17 protein-coding genes are annotated in these 18,143 nt (G+C 27.5%); 4 read left to right on the top strand and 13 right to left on the bottom strand.

Going from position 1 to position 18,143, the window contains the following annotated elements:
• Positions 1-224: 224 nt before the first annotated feature.
• The 4 genes from EK368_RS01985 to EK368_RS01970 all read left to right on the top strand — a co-directional run bounded on the left by EK368_RS01985 (position 225) and on the right by EK368_RS01970 (position 4,759).
• Positions 225-1,466, top strand: a complete 1,242-nt coding sequence (locus EK368_RS01985) for an ATP-binding protein (protein ID WP_129596059.1) — start codon at positions 225-227, stop codon at positions 1,464-1,466.
• A gap of 2 nt (positions 1,467-1,468) precedes the next feature.
• Positions 1,469-2,344 carry a response regulator gene (locus EK368_RS01980; RefSeq protein ID WP_129596058.1) on the top strand — a complete coding sequence of 292 codons (876 nt, stop codon included), beginning with the start codon at positions 1,469-1,471 and terminating at the stop codon, positions 2,342-2,344.
• 150 nt (positions 2,345-2,494) lie between these two features.
• Entirely contained in the window at positions 2,495-3,688 is a 1,194-nt protein-coding gene (gltS, locus tag EK368_RS01975) for a sodium/glutamate symporter (RefSeq protein WP_129596057.1), read from the top strand.
• Between the two features lie 135 nt (positions 3,689-3,823).
• Positions 3,824-4,759 carry a hypothetical protein gene (locus EK368_RS01970; protein WP_129596056.1) on the top strand — a complete coding sequence of 312 codons (936 nt, stop codon included), beginning with the start codon at positions 3,824-3,826 and terminating at the stop codon, positions 4,757-4,759.
• Between the two features lie 224 nt (positions 4,760-4,983).
• On the opposite strand, the gene nadE is transcribed toward EK368_RS01970, so the two are convergent.
• From nadE to EK368_RS01905, 13 genes are all read right to left on the bottom strand, one after another.
• Positions 4,984-5,739, bottom strand: a complete 756-nt coding sequence (gene nadE, locus EK368_RS01965) for an NAD(+) synthase (RefSeq protein ID WP_129596055.1) — start codon at positions 5,737-5,739, stop codon at positions 4,984-4,986.
• A gap of 588 nt (positions 5,740-6,327) precedes the next feature.
• Positions 6,328-7,860: a hypothetical protein gene (locus EK368_RS01960; RefSeq protein ID WP_129596054.1), complete on the bottom strand. Its 1,533-nt coding sequence runs from the start codon at positions 7,858-7,860 to the stop codon at positions 6,328-6,330.
• 30 nt (positions 7,861-7,890) lie between these two features.
• The gene (locus EK368_RS01955) at positions 7,891-8,964 is read right to left on the bottom strand and encodes a nucleoid-associated protein (protein WP_165000289.1); all 1,074 of its coding nucleotides are present in this window, start codon (positions 8,962-8,964) and stop codon (positions 7,891-7,893) included.
• 252 nt (positions 8,965-9,216) lie between these two features.
• A complete protein-coding gene (locus tag EK368_RS01950) occupies positions 9,217-9,537 on the bottom strand; it encodes a phage holin, LLH family (RefSeq protein WP_129596052.1) in 321 nt (106 codons plus the stop codon).
• A complete protein-coding gene (locus EK368_RS01945; protein ID WP_165000288.1) occupies positions 9,537-10,220 on the bottom strand; it encodes an S-layer homology domain-containing protein in 684 nt (227 codons plus the stop codon). Before EK368_RS01945 ends, EK368_RS01950 begins: the two co-directional genes overlap by 1 nt.
• 12 nt (positions 10,221-10,232) lie before the next feature.
• Positions 10,233-10,436: a BhlA/UviB family holin-like peptide gene (locus EK368_RS01940; protein ID WP_129596050.1), complete on the bottom strand. Its 204-nt coding sequence runs from the start codon at positions 10,434-10,436 to the stop codon at positions 10,233-10,235.
• Positions 10,437-10,487: 51 nt separating this feature from the next.
• A complete protein-coding gene (locus EK368_RS01935; RefSeq protein WP_129596049.1) occupies positions 10,488-12,692 on the bottom strand; it encodes a hypothetical protein in 2,205 nt (734 codons plus the stop codon).
• Between the two features lie 27 nt (positions 12,693-12,719).
• Positions 12,720-13,811, bottom strand: a complete 1,092-nt coding sequence (locus EK368_RS01930) for a hypothetical protein (protein ID WP_129596048.1) — start codon at positions 13,809-13,811, stop codon at positions 12,720-12,722.
• On the bottom strand, positions 13,811-14,200 hold the full coding sequence (locus tag EK368_RS01925; RefSeq protein ID WP_129596047.1) for a hypothetical protein: 390 nt from the start codon (positions 14,198-14,200) through the stop codon (positions 13,811-13,813). The genes EK368_RS01930 and EK368_RS01925 overlap by 1 nt, the downstream gene beginning before the upstream one ends.
• A 13-nt stretch (positions 14,201-14,213) precedes the next feature.
• Positions 14,214-14,582 (bottom strand): hypothetical protein, encoded by a 369-nt coding sequence (locus EK368_RS01920; RefSeq protein WP_129596046.1) that lies wholly within the window; start codon positions 14,580-14,582, stop codon positions 14,214-14,216.
• 12 nt (positions 14,583-14,594) lie between these two features.
• Positions 14,595-15,578 carry a hypothetical protein gene (locus EK368_RS01915; protein ID WP_129596045.1) on the bottom strand — a complete coding sequence of 328 codons (984 nt, stop codon included), beginning with the start codon at positions 15,576-15,578 and terminating at the stop codon, positions 14,595-14,597.
• A gap of 14 nt (positions 15,579-15,592) precedes the next feature.
• Entirely contained in the window at positions 15,593-15,895 is a 303-nt protein-coding gene (locus EK368_RS01910) for a hypothetical protein (protein WP_129596044.1), read from the bottom strand.
• A 1-nt stretch (position 15,896) separates the two neighbouring features.
• Entirely contained in the window at positions 15,897-18,134 is a 2,238-nt protein-coding gene (locus tag EK368_RS01905) for a hypothetical protein (RefSeq protein ID WP_129596043.1), read from the bottom strand.
• Positions 18,135-18,143: the final 9 nt, after the last annotated feature.

Genomic DNA, 18,143 nt, shown 5'->3' with positions numbered 1-18,143 from the left:
TTTATACCTATGCTTTGTGCCTGTACTTTTATTCATTAGAAAAAACATAAGAATAATTTTGTAAATACAATATCCTACTAATTTTATAAAAATTTTTACTTTTAACATTTTGTATTATTTTATTTAACTCATGTGGTTAAAATATTTCAATGAAAAATAGTTTGTGATGATGTTAATTTTATTATAAACTATATTTAAACAGGATTAAATTAGGGAGGTCACCTATGAATCAACTTAAGAAATATCTTCTTTTTTCTTTATCTGTGGCAGCTTTTGGTGAAATTTATTTTTATCCTTTTAATAGTTCTTTAAGATTTTCTGCAGGAATTATCGCTTTAAATGTAACGATCTTAATCGCTGAACATATTTCTCCTTTTCTACTTTGCTTATTTTCAGGCTTTGTTGTTTTCATACAAAGAAGCTTTTTAGGGGTATTATTTTATAATATGTCCTTACAAGATATTTTTGTTGCACATGGACCTTCTATTATTTATTATCTTGTATATGGAACTTTCATCTATGGCTTTCATGTTCAACAAAGAAAAGATCAATTCATAATTCCTATTATATGTCTAGCTTTTAGTGATATACTAAGTAATATATCTGAAATTGTAGTCAGACATGATCAAATTCTTCACCCAATTCTTCATATGACTATTTTAGTTGGAATAGCTAGAAGTATTATTGCTTACTTTATTTATTTTTTCTATAAAAAACAAGAACTTTTCTTACTTACTCGTGAACACAGAAAAAAATATACTCAATTAAATCTATTAGTTTCTGATATTCAAGCAGAAATGTTTTATCTTAAAAAATCTACCCATGATATTGAAAGTGTTATGAAAAAAAGTTATGACCTTTATGAAGCTTATAAAGACAACACAACTATCAAAGATCAAACTTTAAATATTGCTAGAGACATACATGAAATCAAAAAAGATTATTATAGAGTTTTACATGGCTTTGAAAGCTTTTTAAATGCATTTGAACAAAATGGCACCATGATGCTTTGGGATATGTTTGTGATTATTCGTGAAAACACTTCTCGTTATTTAAAAGCAAATCACCTACATATATCTATTGAATTTAATTATGAACAAAATTTTAAACTACATAAATATTTTCATTTATTTACGATACTAAATAATTTAATTATTAATTCTATAGATGCATGTGAAAACTATGGAAAAATTCACGTATTTCAAAAAAGTGACCAAGATCATATCATATTTCAAGTCATAGATAATGGTAAAGGAATAGAAGATGATATTCTCCCTTATATCTTTAATCCGGGATTTACAACTAAATATGATGACTATTCTGGTAATCCATCTACAGGAATTGGGCTAGCTCATGTAAAAAATATTGTAGATGAATTACAAGGCCAAATTCATGTAACCTCTAAATTTAAAATAGGAACAACTTTTGAAGTAATACTACAAAAAAAAATATTAACTGAGGGATGACAATGAAAAATACTTTTTTAATTATTGATGATGATATTAATATCAGGAAAATGCTTAAATATTTAATTATAAAAAATGATTTAGGGAATGTCTTAGAAGAATTAGAAAATGGACAAGATGCACCAGAAGAAATATTATTTTATCAACCAGATATTGTGCTCATTGATTTTTTACTTCCCAAAAAAGATGGAATTGAAATTATAGAAACTTCTAGAGCTTTAGGATACAAAGGAAAGTTTATCATGATTTCTCAAGTAGAAGATCAAAACATGATTTCAAAAGCTTATGAAAATGGAATTGTCTTTTTTATTCATAAACCACTCAATAAAATTGAAGCATTAAATGTGATAAAAGGGGTATGCAATAATATCGAATTAGAAAAATCCGTCGCACTCATTAAAGACGCCGTTCTTCATATTGAAAAATCAAAACAAATAAAACCTCCAACCAATTGGAAAAGACAAGTATATGATATTTTTACAGATATAGGAATAATCGGAGAATCTGGAAGTAAAGATTTAATTCAACTTATAGAACAAGTTATTTCCTCTAAGAAAAAAAATACTTCCTCAACTTATCAACTACAAGATATCTATAACAAAATAGCGATTCAAGAAAATATTACCTGCAACATTTCTATTCATGCAAGAACTATCGAACAAAGAATCAGAAGAACAATTCTTAAGGCATTAGAGAATATTGCATCTCTAGGTCATGATGATTATTATAACAATAAATTTGTTGAATACAGTACTGCTTTATTTGATATTAAACAGGTAAAAAAAGAAATTAAACATATTGATAATCCAAAAGAAGATCGAGGTAAAATTAGTGTAAAAAAATTTATAGAAGGAATTATTTCAAGATTGAATTTTTAAAAAATTGAAAGTTCAATTTCATATGTAGTAAAATATTGAATTATAAAAACAATCTTTGTAGTTTTTTGTTGTAAGAAGTATTTTTTTGTAGTATACCTCTTATAATAAGTGTATAGGAATTATCTTATAAAATATTAAGGAGGTATGTGTATGTTATTAGAATTAGATATGCTTCAATCAGTAGCTATCGCAGTAATGGTTTTATTTTTAGGACAAACAATCCGTAAAAAAGTGAATTTACTCGAAAAGTTTTGTATTCCAGCACCTGTAATTGGTGGATTGATTTTTGCAATCACGGCTTTAATTTTAAAACAATCTAACATATTAGAATTTCAAATGGATACAACACTTCAAAGCGTGTTAATGACAGCATTTTTTACAACAGTAGGTTTTACTGCTAGTTTCAAATTATTGAAAAAAGGTGGAGTTCAGGTTGGATTATTTTTAGTTGTTGCAATTATTTTAGTTTCTCTTCAAAATGTAATTGGCGTAAGTCTTGCAAAGGTTTTCCAACTAGATACTTTAATCGGACTTTCAACAGGATCTGTTCCTATGACAGGCGGACATGGAACTTCTGGTGCTTTTGGTCCTTTATTTGAAAGTCAAGGTGCTATTGGTGCAACTACTGTTGCAATGGCTTCTGCAACTTTTGGTTTAATTATGGGAAGTATGTTGGGTGGTCCTATTGCTAAAAGATTAATTGAAAAACATAATCTTACAGCTTCTAGTAATATAAAAGCACATGCAGAAGTTGCTGCTACACAAGAAGAAGTTCAAGAATTAATTCCTAAAAATTTCTCTTTAGCTGCATCACAAATTATTTTAGCTATGGGAATTGGTACAATACTTTCAATGTTTATACAAAAAACTGGTATGACTTTCCCATCTTATATAGGTGCTATGTTAGCAGCTGCTATTATAAGAAATATATCAGACTTTACTCATTCTTATGAAGTACCTACTATAGAAATCGATTTATTAGGAAATATTGCTTTATCTATTTTCTTATCTATGGCTTTAATGGGATTAAAGTTATGGCAATTAGCTGATTTAGCTGTTCCTATGCTTATCATGTTAATCGCTCAAACTGTACTAATGGCTTGCTTTGCTTACTTTGTAACTTTCAATGTAATGGGAAGAAATTACGAGGCAGCAGTTTTAGCAGGAGGACATTGTGGATTCGGTATGGGAGCTACTCCAAATGCTATCGCAAATATGCAAGCGATTTCAGGTAAATACGGTCCAGCTCCAACTCCATTCTTTGTTATACCTCTTGTAGGAAGTTTATTTATCGACTTTTGTAACGCAGGAATTATTACAATATTTGCAAATGTATTCCGTTAAACATATTCATAATAATCTTCAAAAAAGATGGACTAGTTCCATCTTTTTTTATATTCTTCAAAAAAATTTGTATTCTTTATCATTTTACGGTATGCTTTCTATAGTCACTGGAAATACTATTTTCGAGGTGATAATATGAAAAATTCAAAAAAATATATTTCCTTATTACTTACTCTTTGCTTAATCTTATTTTCTGTATCTTGTACAAAAAAAGTTCAAAAACCTACACCTAAAAATGAAAATGAACCCAAAGCGCTTCCTTCTGTTATAAAAGAAATAGAAAAAGATACACTATCCATTATGAATCAAGCAGACATGATTCCTTTTTTTCAAAGAGTGATTATAGAAACAAAAAAAATAGAATATGAAAAAATTCAAATAGAAGCTACACAAGAAAATGAAAAAACAACAAAGAAAAAAAGTAACATACTATTAGAAGAACAGCCAAAACCCATGACTATTGACGAAAGTATTTTAACAGATATTCTAAAAAAAGAAAATGCTACCTCATCTAAAGAACAAAAACCTCCAAAAAATATTGATGAAACTTGGAAAAAAATTAACCAAACTATTCTTATGATCCATAATAAATGGAACGTATTAGAACCCTTATTAATCGATCAAAGTGTTTCTCCTGATATTATTTCTGGATTTGAAGAATCTCTCAATATGCTTACAACATATGGAATGAACAAAGATTATATAAATACCATTACAACTGCCAATCATTTAACCTCTTTTTTACCAAAATTTATGATATCCTTTAAAATAGATGTACCACCTGCTATCTATACATTAAAATACCTCACAAGACATGCTATTTTAAATGCAGCTATGGGTGATTATGTTTCAGCACAAAAAAGCATTGATAAAATCAAAGAAACTTCTCAAAGTATAAAATCTACATTAATTGAAAAAAAAGCTAAATCAACAGTAGACAAATTCGATGTATCTATAATCAATCTATCTAAATCTATAGAAAAAAAAGATATCCATTTAATCAAAATCAACGGAAGTATAGTAATGAAAAATATTATGCTCATGATGGAAGATATAACAAAATCTATGTAAAAATAAATGAAACAGGTGTTATGATTTAGAAGTTTAAATCATAACACCTGTTTCATTTATTTTCTAAAAATTTGTTATATAAAAAATATAGGTACAGTACAGAAAGGTCTTTAAGACTGTTACCGCTTCTAAAGTCGGACTCAATCCTGAATTTTCGCCTTCTATACTGCCCTATACAAGTTTATTATCTCTCATAAAACATATATTATTCATACATAAATTTACTAAAAAATAGGAGGTGTCGCTGGAGTCATTCTTTTGTGTTGAGAGCGTATATGTAATCTTTGTATAATTTCTTCATCTTCTTTTGGAATACTTTTTCCTTCTAAAAATGCATCTATTTTGTCATAAGTAGTTCCCATTTCATATTCATCTGTTTGTCCTTCCCAAAGACCTGCTGATGGTGGACGATCGATTACACTTTGAGGTACTTCCATATATTTTGCCCATTCATATACTTCTTTTTTTTGAAGATTTGCAATAGGTAAAATATCCACTCCTCCATCTCCATATTTTGTGAAATATCCTGTATAAATTTCAGCTGCATTATCTGTTCCTACTACTAAATAGTTTAGTGTATTAGCTATACAATAGATAGAACTCATTCGTAATCTAGCTCTAAGATTTGCATCGCTTAATTGTAAACTGTTTTCGTCTTTTAATAGATTTTTATTTTTCATAGTATTTACAATATTATCTAACAAAGTGTCATGAACTTTACTTAAATCTAAGTTCACATATTCTATATTACATCCTTTTGCAACTAATATAGCATCCTCTTGATCTTTTGGGTTACTTTTACAAGGAAGAATTACACCTAAAGAATTTTTAGGAAATGTTTGTTTTATTAAATAGGCAACTACGGCTGAATCAATTCCTCCAGATATGCCTACAATAAGTCCATTTGTCTTTGATTCTTTTACTTGATTTTGAAGCCATTGTACTGTTTGATCAATCTTTTGTTGTATATCCTTATCCATATAAAACCTTTCCTTTCTATGAGTAGTGAAAACCTTTACATTTAGATATTATACCACAAAACTAATATATATAAAGGCATAGTCTATAGACTATGCCTCAAAATCAAATAAAGTTGTGCTTAAATATCGCTCTCCATAGTTCATGGTTTTCGAATATAATATATATTTTCATCTTTTGTCAACAATAGATTTGCAATTTTACTTTCTATAGTATTTTAAATTAGGTGGCATTTTATTTGCCACCCATCCTCTACTCTTTACCTTCTAGCAACTCTCTAATATCAATCCTAATAGGGTACTCTATAAAATCTTTATCCATAGGAATATAACTTCTCCATCTTTAGTATTTATATTATGTATTAGATATGGAATTGGTTTTTCCTTCTTTACATATATATCTACTATTAAAATAATTGAAGGGGTTCGAGTGGAAGTGATTTTAAAAGACCAGGAGAAATCCTGGTCTAATGTTTTAGGAAAACTATAAGGACGAAAAACCAATTATGTATTTTTTATGAACTATTATTGATTTGCCATATTCCATAATCAGCTTTAAAGAAATACCATGATAAAACTTTTTAATAACTATTATGAACTTCCTAAGAAAACTGTATAAATATTTTCTAAATTATTGAAAGTATATATTGATATAATAATTAAACTTATAATAATGAATAAAGATAACCCCCAGCATATTTTAAAAAATTTTAGCTTCTTTTCTACTATCTCTCCTTTAACATCTTTAACTATCTTCTCTGGTAGGAATGTTGTATAGTAATGTAATAAATGATTATTGGTATTATATTGTTGCATAACTAACATGTTCGGTATAATTAAATTATAAATAAAACTTATAATAAGGTATACAATATAGGATATTATAGCAATCTTAATACCTCTAATAGTTAAATCTGATTTTACAGAATTAGTTATGATTGTAGTTAATACTACTCCAATTGCAGTTAATACATTCTGTGAAATTGTATTCGCAAGATTGCTTATTTCTTTTTCTAAATCTTTTATATTTTCCAGGGTATATTGTGCTACCTTTTTTCTATCTTCAAAAAAATCATCAATTTTTTCTTCAAAAAAGATTCGATAATTAGCTTGTACGGAACCATAAATATCCTTAGTATTTTTTAGTAATGTACCATAGTTAAGCTTTTCATCTTCTTTTAAATATTTACTTATTATATTTCTTACAATCATTATTTTATCAGTAAAACCAGATTGATATGTCCATTTATACAGTTCATAAAGTCTTTTAACGTTATTATTAGTTAATTCATTTTCTATATCATTGTCATCAATAACTATATTTAAGTTTTTATATCCATTGAATTCACATAAATAATATCTTTCCATATTCTTAACAGTTTCTGATAAATACATTATTATTAAATCACAAGTTTTTTTAAAAAATATTTTGTTTAAATTTTGATCTTCAATATCTTCAAAGTAAAAGAATTCAGGAGCAATATATTTAATATTATCTGTCTTTCTTATTTCTTTTTCCCTCAAATTTATAATGTTATCTATATATTCATAATCTGGGTTAATTGTATCATCCCTCAAATTTTCGATATATTCATCATTAACATTTATTCCTAATATCCCTAAATAATCATTTTCATAATTCAAATCAGAATCTCCAATTATTATAAATAACTTTTTATAAGGAGTAAACATTTGATTTTGGATATAGTTAATTGTGTTGTCTTTTAAAAATTTATATAAATTGTATTTTGTAGTAAAAAAATTTAGTTCAAACCTATCATTCTTATAATTGTATCTTTCTTGTAAAAATACCTTTTTGTAAATTTTTACTATAACTTTCAGTTCTTCTTCATCTTCACGATCTTCAATTTCTTCAATTGTATTCTGTGTCTCATCTTCATTATTAAATATTTCTGGGTTATTAAACTCATCAGAAACAGTAATGCGTAGAGAAGCATTAAAATAATTGAAGATTTTTTCTATATCTAATTTTAATAGTTTCTTTAAAGTTTTGCCTGTTACATGGCTATATAATTCATAAATTGAAACATCTTCGGTTATTTCAGTAGTTTCATTAACAAATATATCTTCAATATTTTTAATATAGCCATATAATAATTTCATAAATAAACCTCCTTTCTATTACAAATTACCCTATTCAAGATCATAACTATCTAAATGTATATTCTTGATGCTTATATTATATGTTCCAGGATTATCTTGTGATTTTTTTATTTCAAACACTTTTTTATCCTTTACAAGCTTTGCTGGTACTTTTATTTCCAATCCTTCAGTTGCTTTATATGATATTTGATTTGTCTTATTTTTTGTATATCCATTGTCTATTTCAGTTTCTATCTCTAAATCATTTTTCATTATTACTTCTTCAATAAATTTCTCTTTTATTTCTTCCTCTTCAAAAACAAGTTGTGAAAAATTCTTAGCATTAAATGTTTTACTACTATTAAAAGTATCATATAATATACTGATTTTTTCTTTAGCTAAAACTGGATCGGAACCATATGTTTTTTCAATGAATTTCTTAGTATACTTCAGCAAATTTTTTGTATTTTTTCTAATGTTGTCATTAAAATTACAATTCAAAAAGAATTTATAAAAAAATTGAGATACATCATCTTCATGATATCTTTTTCTCTGTTTATCTAAGACTAGTAAGTCATATTCATTATTATCATTATACATTTTTATAAATGCACATTTTTGAAGTTTCTCTTTAATAGAAGGTAATCCATCAGATTTAGTTATTAACTTATTATACATTTTCCCTTCATTAGTAGTTATCCTCTCAAATATGTAATAATTATTATAATCCATTTTCAAAATTGCTAAAAACTCATTACTCTTTTCATCTTTATAAGAACATACAATAAGACATCCATTACTTGCCTTTTTCCCCATAAATTTAAACAATCTTTCAGTTATTTTCTTTGATGCATCTACAAAGTTTTTTTCATCATTTACAATATTATTATAACATTTCAAAACAGAATTTTCAGATGGATCATTAAATTTAGCTTTAAGATTCTTACTATCTAACAAAGACTCTTTGATATGTGATTTTAAAAAGTCATAAGACTTTTCACTACTTAAATCTAATTCTAAATCACTCAATTCTGGTTTATCATCTTGCTTGTTATCTATGATATGCAAAATCGCACTCTTTATATATATATCACCGAAGTTCTTCATCTTAATTTCTTCAACCATATATATTCCCCCTATAATTTTATATCGCATGCATATTATACCATTTATTTATTATTTTTTACAAATAAATACAACTAAGGGACTTTCATGTAATATGTAAGTCCCTTAGCTGTGCGATATTAAACTATAGTTTTTTCTATATTATACCATAAGTACAAATATATATCTTATAAAATTTAAACTCTTTCTTTACATATCCTCATCTATCGTTAACTTAAGTTTCTGTCCAAAAAATAAAAAAAGCAGGAGCATTTAAGCCCCTGCATCTATTTTAATATCTTTATTCAATTCTAAAACTGTTGCTTCTATTAATAGGTCTAATTGCTCCATACTAATTTGAATACCTTGTTTAAATAAAAAATTAATTACATATTGCTTTTTCTGCTGCCCTTGGCTCTTTTCTTGGAAGATTTGTTCTGCTGCATTTACCGCAACCTTTACCCAAAATTTAATATTTTTCTGCTGTTCTGCTGTAGTCTTAGACTTAATATAAGGAATAATAATATATGTGATCACTGCTCCTATAAGAGCAATTACGGCTGTTCCTACCTTTACAATCGCTTCTACGTTCATTATTCAACAACCTTCTTTCCAGTTATTTTTTCATATAGATTTACAGCTATTATTGCTGCTTGTTCTCTTGTAAGTGGTTCTGTTGGCTTGAATGTACCATCTGTATTTCCGTTCATAATACCTAAATCTTTTGCAGCCTCTATATATGGAACTGACCATCTACCGTCCTCTACATCCTTAAAAATTTTTCCCATACTCATTACCTCCTTAATGAATGTATCTTTTTTTATTGAAGTTCCAGGACATGTTTTTCGCACACCGGGACCTTCTCTATGAAATTTAATACAATCATATCCAAAACGATCTGCAAAATATTTAGATAACATTAATATACTTCTCTTTTGCTCTCCTTTTAATTGATCCTTTCCTACATCAAAATTACCAATCATTTCAACTGCAAAAGCTCCTTTGTTCCATCCAGCAATACTAGCAGGAGAAGTACTAAAGTCTCTTCCTGTAATAAATTTTCCATCTGGTGCCAAGGTCACATGTTGCCCTATATCTTGCCATTTTTTAGTCTCCGTATGATAACGATACATACCTTCTTGTAGAGCAATATGATTTTTTCCATTAAAATTGCTGTGATCTGGTTTAAATGTATGGTGTATATGCAATTGCTTGTAAGTGTACTTTTCTAATCTTTTTAGCAATTCTTCAATTGTTATAATCTCAAAATTTTTCAATAAAATCACTTCCTACTTAAAAATTTTATCTTTGATTTCTTTAACATCATTTTTCACATCTTCAACAATATTAAATTTTTGACTAAGCTCCTGTATAATATCTTGATATTTCCCTTCACGTTTTGAATTTTCTTTCAGTACATAGAAAAGAAGATACCCGAATAATATAGCAAATGCTCCTTGACTCATTAATATTTTTATTGCTTCCTTTTCCATCCCATCGCTCCTTTTTAGGTATAAAAATAACACCTTTTAATTTATAGGTGTTTACAATTGATAATTTATTTTGTAACTTCCATCTGTTAATAATGAAACTTTTAGATTATCATTAGCATATTCATAATCATAATCTTTTCCATGAACAGCTTTTTTCCATCTTCCTACGAAATCGAATTGAATTTCTAGTTTCTCGACTTGTGCAACGTCTTTTATATCATCTATTTCAAGATAATAACCAAATCTAATTTTATCCTTTACAATTTCATTCCATTGAGTAGTTAAATTATTAAAAGTCTTAATGTCCATACCTTTTTCTTTAACTTCATCCAATTTCGAGATATCCACTACGTCAAATATAGATCCATTCCATGAAAGCCATGTTTCTCCACCATCTACACTAGCTATTATTTTTAACACTCCATTGGCAAAAGTATTAGCATAGAGTTTAAAATAATCAATATTTTTTACTTTGTTTAATCTAACATCTCCAGTTGGAAGAACTAGTTGTGGATGTGGTATTGCTTTTAGTTTTAATTTAGGAGATTCTAACTGTGTTGGTGATAAAGCTAGTATTTTAGGATTGTTAGATGCTAAAGAGTCTATGTTTTGAATAATTAAAGACAGGTCAGACATTCCATAAGCATCAAAAAGCTCTCCTAAATTATTTGAATCTATAGAAGATCCTACAGTTTTAAAACCTTGGTCAAAATATTTTATATCTCCATTGTCTTCTACAAGGTATTTCATAAAACTAAGTTTTTCTATAAGAAGAACTGGTCTATAACCTACAGAGCTAGTAGCATTTGTCGTACCATATCCTTCATCAAAACTATTAGCACCACTAGTATATCCTCTAACATTTCTCTTAGAATTTGAATTAATAGAAGTTGATGAAGTCCACGAACGAGTGGATACATTCCAATGCCATATGTCATTACTTCCAGCTTCAATCAGTCCACCTAAATCATACTCGCATATAATCTTGTCCCATTCATTATCTTTATCTGTAGAAGTTATTCCACCCGTAAGAAGTCTTGTATAAAAATTATATTTTAGATTTTTATTGATATATTTCATTTCAAATTTATCAATAGCAACCCCTGCTCCTCCCCCAATAGCAGATACATTAATCCTATATTTAAAATATGAGTTTTCATTTAGTATATTAAAAGTTTTAACTTCCGTATTGGATGGATGCCATGTAACTCCTTGTTGAGCATCTAAAACGTTCCAATTATTCCCATCATACCCCTCAAATGTGAAATCTACTGGAGCTCTATTCCCTACTGTGTCCACTGATTTTAGAGAATAATGGTTTACAATAGTAGGGTTTAGAAAATCATATCCCATATATTGTGGTAATGGATTTACAGTAAACCAATAAGCACTAGAAGGATAATATAAATTATCAAATGCTGTAAATGGTTCATATACAGTATTATAAATAGAGCTTGAAAAAGCTATACCTTTTGGAAATGTGTTGTTTGTCATAATAGGTATAAGATTTGTGTTATAAAAAACATTGATATTACACTCATTCACATATCCAACATTATTAATACTATTCCAAGAAATGCTATGTTGAATATTTCTATCTGCAATACATTTCTTTCTTCCCAAATAATCATATCCTACGCATATCCAATAAAAATCACCATTTAGAGTAGCTGAACTTTCTAGGGGTATTAAATCGCTGGTTTCTTCTCCTAAACCACTATATACCCCTACTTGATTAGAAGTAGCAGAATAATGACAACGAATACATTTACCCATATCTAAATCTTTAGGGTCGAAAACTTCTTCTAAATATGGGTGAGGAACCCTTATTTTATTATTTAAAATTATTGCATATTTTTTTACTACATTCAAATTAATATCATATTTATATAGTATATTTTCATTACTAAGCTCTTTTATTTTACTGACAATAAAATTATCCATAATAAAGCCATAGTCTTCAAATTTCTTACGTGCTTCTAAGTTGGAAGCGAGTATATCTTGTTCTGAAAAATCTGTGTCTACCAACTTACCCTCTTTCGTAAAAGTCTGAATTTTTTTATTAGAATTTACAATTAAATATTTATTTTCTACTACTGAATATATTTGTATACCAGTTAATGTTACTGATGAAGGAGCATATTTGTCAAAATTTCCTGAAATCAGGATGTTTCTATTATCTTCTGTTGTTTCTGGTGTTGTTTTAATGGTAAAACCTTCTGGTTTTGAATTTTCAAGCAACAAATCATATTCCATTGTAAAATCACCTCCTAATATTTAATATTAATACCATAAAGTTTTTTGTGTTGGGTGCTTTAATTGTAATACAGGTCTAAAGCCAACTTCTGTATTTACTGTTGTTCCTAATAATTTATTGAATGTAGTATCTAAACATACTCTTTCACGAGAATATCCTATGTTAATAGAAGGGGTATCTTTTACCCATGATTTAATATTGGTATTCCATATATCTCCTAGTTTTGAATTTATAATATATTTAGCATATTCATTATTCTTAGGAAAAGCACCTAGTCCTTTATCTTTTAAAGATAAATTTCCATTTTCATCTATATAAGCTACCCCACCAGATAGAGAACGAACTAAACATTTAGTTGAGTATAAGTCTATTTCAGATATTATCATATCTGGATATGACTTATTTGTTCTATCTGTAAATACAAATTTAATACTATTATAATTTTTTGTAGTTTGAAAATAAAAACTTCTAGTTTCTTTTATTCCGAATACTGGTTCATTACTTACACTATCAAGTAACTCCCAAGTAACCCCTTTATCATTACTACCATAGACTTCCCATGAACTAGGGTCAGAAGTCCTATATTTTTCTCTTCCAGAAGATGTAATAGTATATATATATTCTGCTAGTACCAATGAAAAAGGGAAATCTATAATAACCCAATCATTATTTAATCCTGCTGGAGACCAACTATTTTCACTTCCATCAAGTGAATTTTTATCAAATAAATGAAATGCATCCCATAACTCACTATACATTTTTGAACACGATATATTAAAACCTTTGTCATTAGAAGAAGTTAATTTAGGTATTAAAGAAAACAACCTACCTTCTATAAATCCTCCTTTATCTAAAGTATCCCAGCTAATGGAATGTTGAACCACTCTATCAGCAATATATAAACCTTCATCTGCTTTTATAAAATAAAAACTCCCATCTGGTGTAGCACTACCCGTTACAGGAATCAAATCTTTAGTAGCTTTTCCTAGATTATTTAAATTACCACATTGACCACTTGAAGCTGTATATTCACAAGATATAATATCTCCTATTTCCATATTTTCTAGGGTGTTTTTTTCTGTTAAGAATGGATGAAGTAGTTTACCTGTTTTATCCATTATCCCCTCACCTCCGCATCTACTATCTTTCTGTATAAATTTCTGTCTATTGCTACTGAGTATAAATGTCCCGTTTCGATTTTCCTATGTTCTTCTAGATCGTTATCATACTGTGTTTTTAGGCACATAGATCCGTTAAATTCTACAAAGTCGTTCTTTTTAAAATCTGTTTGATCTGCATTATCAAAATCAGCAAGTGTTTGTACTACATCTTCTTGCCCAGGAATTAATTTTAAAACTTCTACTGGAAGACGTTTGAAGTCGATTGTATTTTCAATTTCTATATTTACCTCATGCGGAGCAGTAACATTTAATTTGGTTATTTGTGCTAAATCTATACCAGACCCTGATCCAGCTCCTGTAGTATTAAAAAAGGTTACAGTACCCAATTACTTCACCTCCCTATTCCCATAGCCATATTTCAACCATTTTCCCTGGTTGTGAAGGATTTGAGATGTAAAATTGTCCAGCAGTTGTTTCAAGACTTATTCTTTCTCGAATAGACAGAGCTTTAGTATCTATTGGAGCATCTAAATAAAGAGTGATCTCTCCATTAACTTTCGAAAAAGTAATTTCATTAAAAGATTCATGAAATAATCGTTTATTTCTCTCTTCTGTTAGATTGAGCTGTATGGTCTTTTTATGAACTTTACCACTACTTACATTTAATGCTCCTGTATTTGTAGCTGTGACGGCTATAGTACTATCTAGCTTTTTATTTACTGCTAACAAACTAGGATGATCATAAGAATCTTTTTTGGCATTCTGCATTTACTACACCTCCTAAAATATATCAATAGAGAAGTCATTTACTCCAAAATGAATTCTTTGTTTATCTTTTAATATTCGTAATTGAATTTTTATCTCTTCTCCTGGATTAATTGTATCTATAATTAAATGATCACTATAATTTTGTTTATCAATAGATAACTCAATGACATCGGATGTATTATGCGATACTTTTAAATTGATATGTTCATAAGTATCTTCACTTGGATTCTTTAAGAAAAGTATCTCCTGCAGAGTTTTAAGATTTTCTGTTTCGCAAAAGAGTACTTTCCCATCATGAATAAGTTGAAGATTATGGGAAGTATATAAGTACCTATCACCATATTTTAAGTTTAAGGGTCCACTTCTTAATATTAAATTATCTTCTAAGTCATAAAACTCAAATTGTCCTAAAAAGCAGTAATCTAAAAATATTTTAGCCTCCATATTTTCATCAAAAATTCTTTCTTTTACTAAGGTATTATTTTCAGCTATTAACTTTACTTTTGTCCCTGGAAGGAAATTATTAATTGTAATATAGGGACTTTTATATAATTTGTAATCTCGTATAATAAGAGGGTTTTTCCCTTTTTGGCTAAACCCTTGATATTTTATATATTGATTTTCCAAGGGAACTCCGCCTATATTTATCCATTCCAATCCATCTATAGAAGTGTATGATTGAATAAACCCATCACTTAGCACCAACTTCCAATATTTAGAAAGACCCTCCCCTTGTGATTCTTTTATCCCAAATTGTCCACGTTTAGTTTCTATAAAAAAGAGAAATTCATCTTCTTTAGAAAGCTCCACAGAATCCTTTTTAATTTCAATTACAAAATCATTAAAATTGAAATTCCTTTTTATTTCTCCAGATTTCAATATAAATTCATTTAAGGTTCTAGTGTATTCCCCATTACCTAAAAAGTCCTCTATGGAAGAATTAAGCATGAAATTATCATGCTCTGAAAGTCCATCTTCAACTTTAATTAATCGCATAAAAAATCACCCTCCTAAGCTAAAGGTGTTATAATGTGATCAAATGGTATAATTTCAGTTATTAATATATCATGTTTTGAATATCCTAAATCATCCATACATTTTTTAACTTTTTCTTTAATTTCTATAAAAGATGTAGCTTTATCAAAAAGCATATAGGGTTCTCCTCCTTGTACAGTACTATAACTAGGACAACCACCTCCATAATGGCAAGGACTTTGTACTGTTACACCTTTTCTTTGAACTAATTTATCTCCACCATATTCAATATAAGGTTTGATAAATATTCCCCATGTTCTTTGTCTTAAATCAGCCATATTATCCTTCCTTTCTTTCATCTATTATTTTATGTCTTATACCTTTTACTTTATCTAAAACCCATTTAATATCATTTTGAGGACTACGATTAAAATTATTTCTCCATTCATCCATTTTGTTTACATCTTTGAAAATTGGCATTATATCAAAATGATGATCTGTCATATAGTAAATAAGCTCTTCTAAAAATAATCCTACATAATAATTTCCTTTAAGCTCCATATTACCTCTAGCTTTTAAAGCCATCTTTTCAGCTTCCCACCTAATCCATCTATAAGCTCTTTCGTAGGCTTCTTTTACTTCTTTTTCTTTCATATCATGAATAGATGTTTCAAGAGTAATCCAGTCATATATAGATTTTGTAATTCCTATTACTGCTTGTGTCCCTGTCCATCCCCAAAAGGCAGGATAGAACTTCCACCACATTAAGATAAATATATTAATTATATCAATCAGAATATTAATAGGAATTCCTATTTCATCTGGTCCAAAATCTTTGCCATAAGGAATAGGATGTCTATCTATTTCTTTATAAAATTCATTAGGATATACAGAATGATGATTTTCTGGAATCATTTCATCTACATTAAATTTTATAGAATTATTTTCATAATCAAAATCATGGCAGGGTAGTATCATGAAATCTTTTATATCTATTTCATTTAAAAACCAAAATCTTTTATATAAATTAAGATCCCTTTCAACTTCTTCTTTTGAAAGAGATCTCTGTTCACATTCAAAGTTATTCTTGTCTGCTACTTCTTGAATAACTTCTACTTTATGCTTTTTAAAATTTCTAGGGTTATTTAGTAAATTTAATAGCTTACTTTTTATATCTTTTTCTATATCGATATCATTCATTTGGTGTATATTTTCAATAGATTTTTTCAATAAATTTCTTAAAAAAATCTGTATATCTTTAGGAATAATTTTTTTATCTAAATATTTTATTTCATATTCTTTCATAATCTCTTCAAAAAAATATTTATCCAAAAATATTTCATGAAATATTTTTAATAGTTCTTTTGTATTGATATTACTGATCAATTTTTCACTGTTTTTAATTGAAATTTCTTTATGATCTTGTACTTTATCAAAATTTAATAAAGATTTATCTAATTGAAGATTTCTATCAATATCTTTTTGAAGCTTTTGAATAAATTCATAAATTATTGTTTTCTGCATATCAATAAGTAATAGTTTTATTGTTTCTCTCAAAGCATCCTTCTTGTTATTTCTTATATAAAAAACTACTTCTTTTTTTAGTTCTAAATCTTTTTCAATCTTTCTTTTTAAAAAGCAAGAATTATACTCTTTTATCTCTTTTTCAAAATTACGTGTTACAAGTTTAAGCTGTTCATCATATATTTTGTTTATCTTTCTAGCATACCTTTGTATATCCTCATTACGATACAATTCTTTTATCATTCGAATTAATGTATGTTGTGCATTTGCAACAAGTATATCTCTATATTTTTTTTTATTTAAAACAATATTTTGTGTTACATATATACTTTCATTAATTACTCGTTCTAATTTTTTAAAATAAATTTCTACTTTACAATTTAATAAGTCATTTTTTTCTAACACATGTAAGGAATCTTGTTCATTCAATTTTCTTATATCCGATAAAATAAGATTTTCTTTATTTCTATATGCTATTAATTTTTTGTTCATATTTATTCTCATATCAAAAGTTTTTTCTAGAACATCTAAATGCCTCTCTGACTTTATTTTTAAAAGTAGATTTAAGAAAATCATTAATTCATATTCATGTTTTTTAGTGAATAAAGCTTCTAATATATTGTAAATTTCATTTTCTCTTAAATCTTCTAATGCTAGATGATTCAATATATTTTTAATCTCATTACATTTATCTTGAGATAATAAAGAATCTTGTAATATGCTGATATACTCTTCTCTATCTAAATCTAGTCTAAGTTGATCTATTTCTCTTGTGTTTATGTATTTATTATTTGTTCTTGAAAGTAAAAGTTGATGTGTACTTTTGAATAAATGAGATTGATCTAATTTTTGAAAAAACTTAATGAGTTGATATAATTTAACTTTTCTTTCTATAAAAGAAAAATATACAGACTCTGAGCATCTTTTTATTTCACTTCCCCAAAATACAACGGGTTGAATAAGCTGATCTGTATGTATTTCTTCTCGAGTATCATATCGAAACTTATAGCTTCCATAGTGATTATAACTAGAATATCTAAATTTTAATTTCATAAATTACCA

Source organism: Anaerophilus nitritigenes, assembly GCF_004138215.1.
GTDB classification, from domain to species: domain Bacteria; phylum Bacillota; class Clostridia; order Peptostreptococcales; family Thermotaleaceae; genus Anaerophilus; species Anaerophilus nitritogenes.
This window is presented reverse-complemented; position numbering and strand designations above follow the sequence as displayed.

Bases quoted from the DNA above. Each gene is read 5' to 3' on its own strand.
- EK368_RS01940 (WP_129596050.1), bottom strand. From the start codon at position 10,436: ATGGAAAAGGAAGCAATAAAAATATTAATGAGTCAAGGAGCATTTGCT.
- EK368_RS01955 (WP_165000289.1), bottom strand. From the start codon at position 8,964: ATGGTTGAAGAAATTAAGATGAAGAACTTCGGTGATATATATATAAAG.
- EK368_RS01970 (WP_129596056.1), top strand. From the start codon at position 3,824: ATGAAAAATTCAAAAAAATATATTTCCTTATTACTTACTCTTTGCTTA.
- EK368_RS01985 (WP_129596059.1), top strand. From the start codon at position 225: ATGAATCAACTTAAGAAATATCTTCTTTTTTCTTTATCTGTGGCAGCT.
- EK368_RS01935 (WP_129596049.1), bottom strand. From the start codon at position 12,692: ATGGAATATGATTTGTTGCTTGAAAATTCAAAACCAGAAGGTTTTACC.
- EK368_RS01960 (WP_129596054.1), bottom strand. From the start codon at position 7,860: ATGAAATTATTATATGGCTATATTAAAAATATTGAAGATATATTTGTT.
- EK368_RS01910 (WP_129596044.1), bottom strand. From the start codon at position 15,895: ATGGCTGATTTAAGACAAAGAACATGGGGAATATTTATCAAACCTTAT.
- EK368_RS01950 (WP_129596052.1), bottom strand. From the start codon at position 9,537: ATGAACGTAGAAGCGATTGTAAAGGTAGGAACAGCCGTAATTGCTCTT.
- gltS (WP_129596057.1), top strand. From the start codon at position 2,495: ATGTTATTAGAATTAGATATGCTTCAATCAGTAGCTATCGCAGTAATG.
- EK368_RS01930 (WP_129596048.1), bottom strand. From the start codon at position 13,811: ATGGATAAAACAGGTAAACTACTTCATCCATTCTTAACAGAAAAAAAC.
- EK368_RS01915 (WP_129596045.1), bottom strand. From the start codon at position 15,578: ATGCGATTAATTAAAGTTGAAGATGGACTTTCAGAGCATGATAATTTC.
- nadE (WP_129596055.1), bottom strand. From the start codon at position 5,739: ATGGATAAGGATATACAACAAAAGATTGATCAAACAGTACAATGGCTT.
- EK368_RS01905 (WP_129596043.1), bottom strand. From the start codon at position 18,134: ATGAAATTAAAATTTAGATATTCTAGTTATAATCACTATGGAAGCTAT.
- EK368_RS01920 (WP_129596046.1), bottom strand. From the start codon at position 14,582: ATGCAGAATGCCAAAAAAGATTCTTATGATCATCCTAGTTTGTTAGCA.
- EK368_RS01980 (WP_129596058.1), top strand. From the start codon at position 1,469: ATGAAAAATACTTTTTTAATTATTGATGATGATATTAATATCAGGAAA.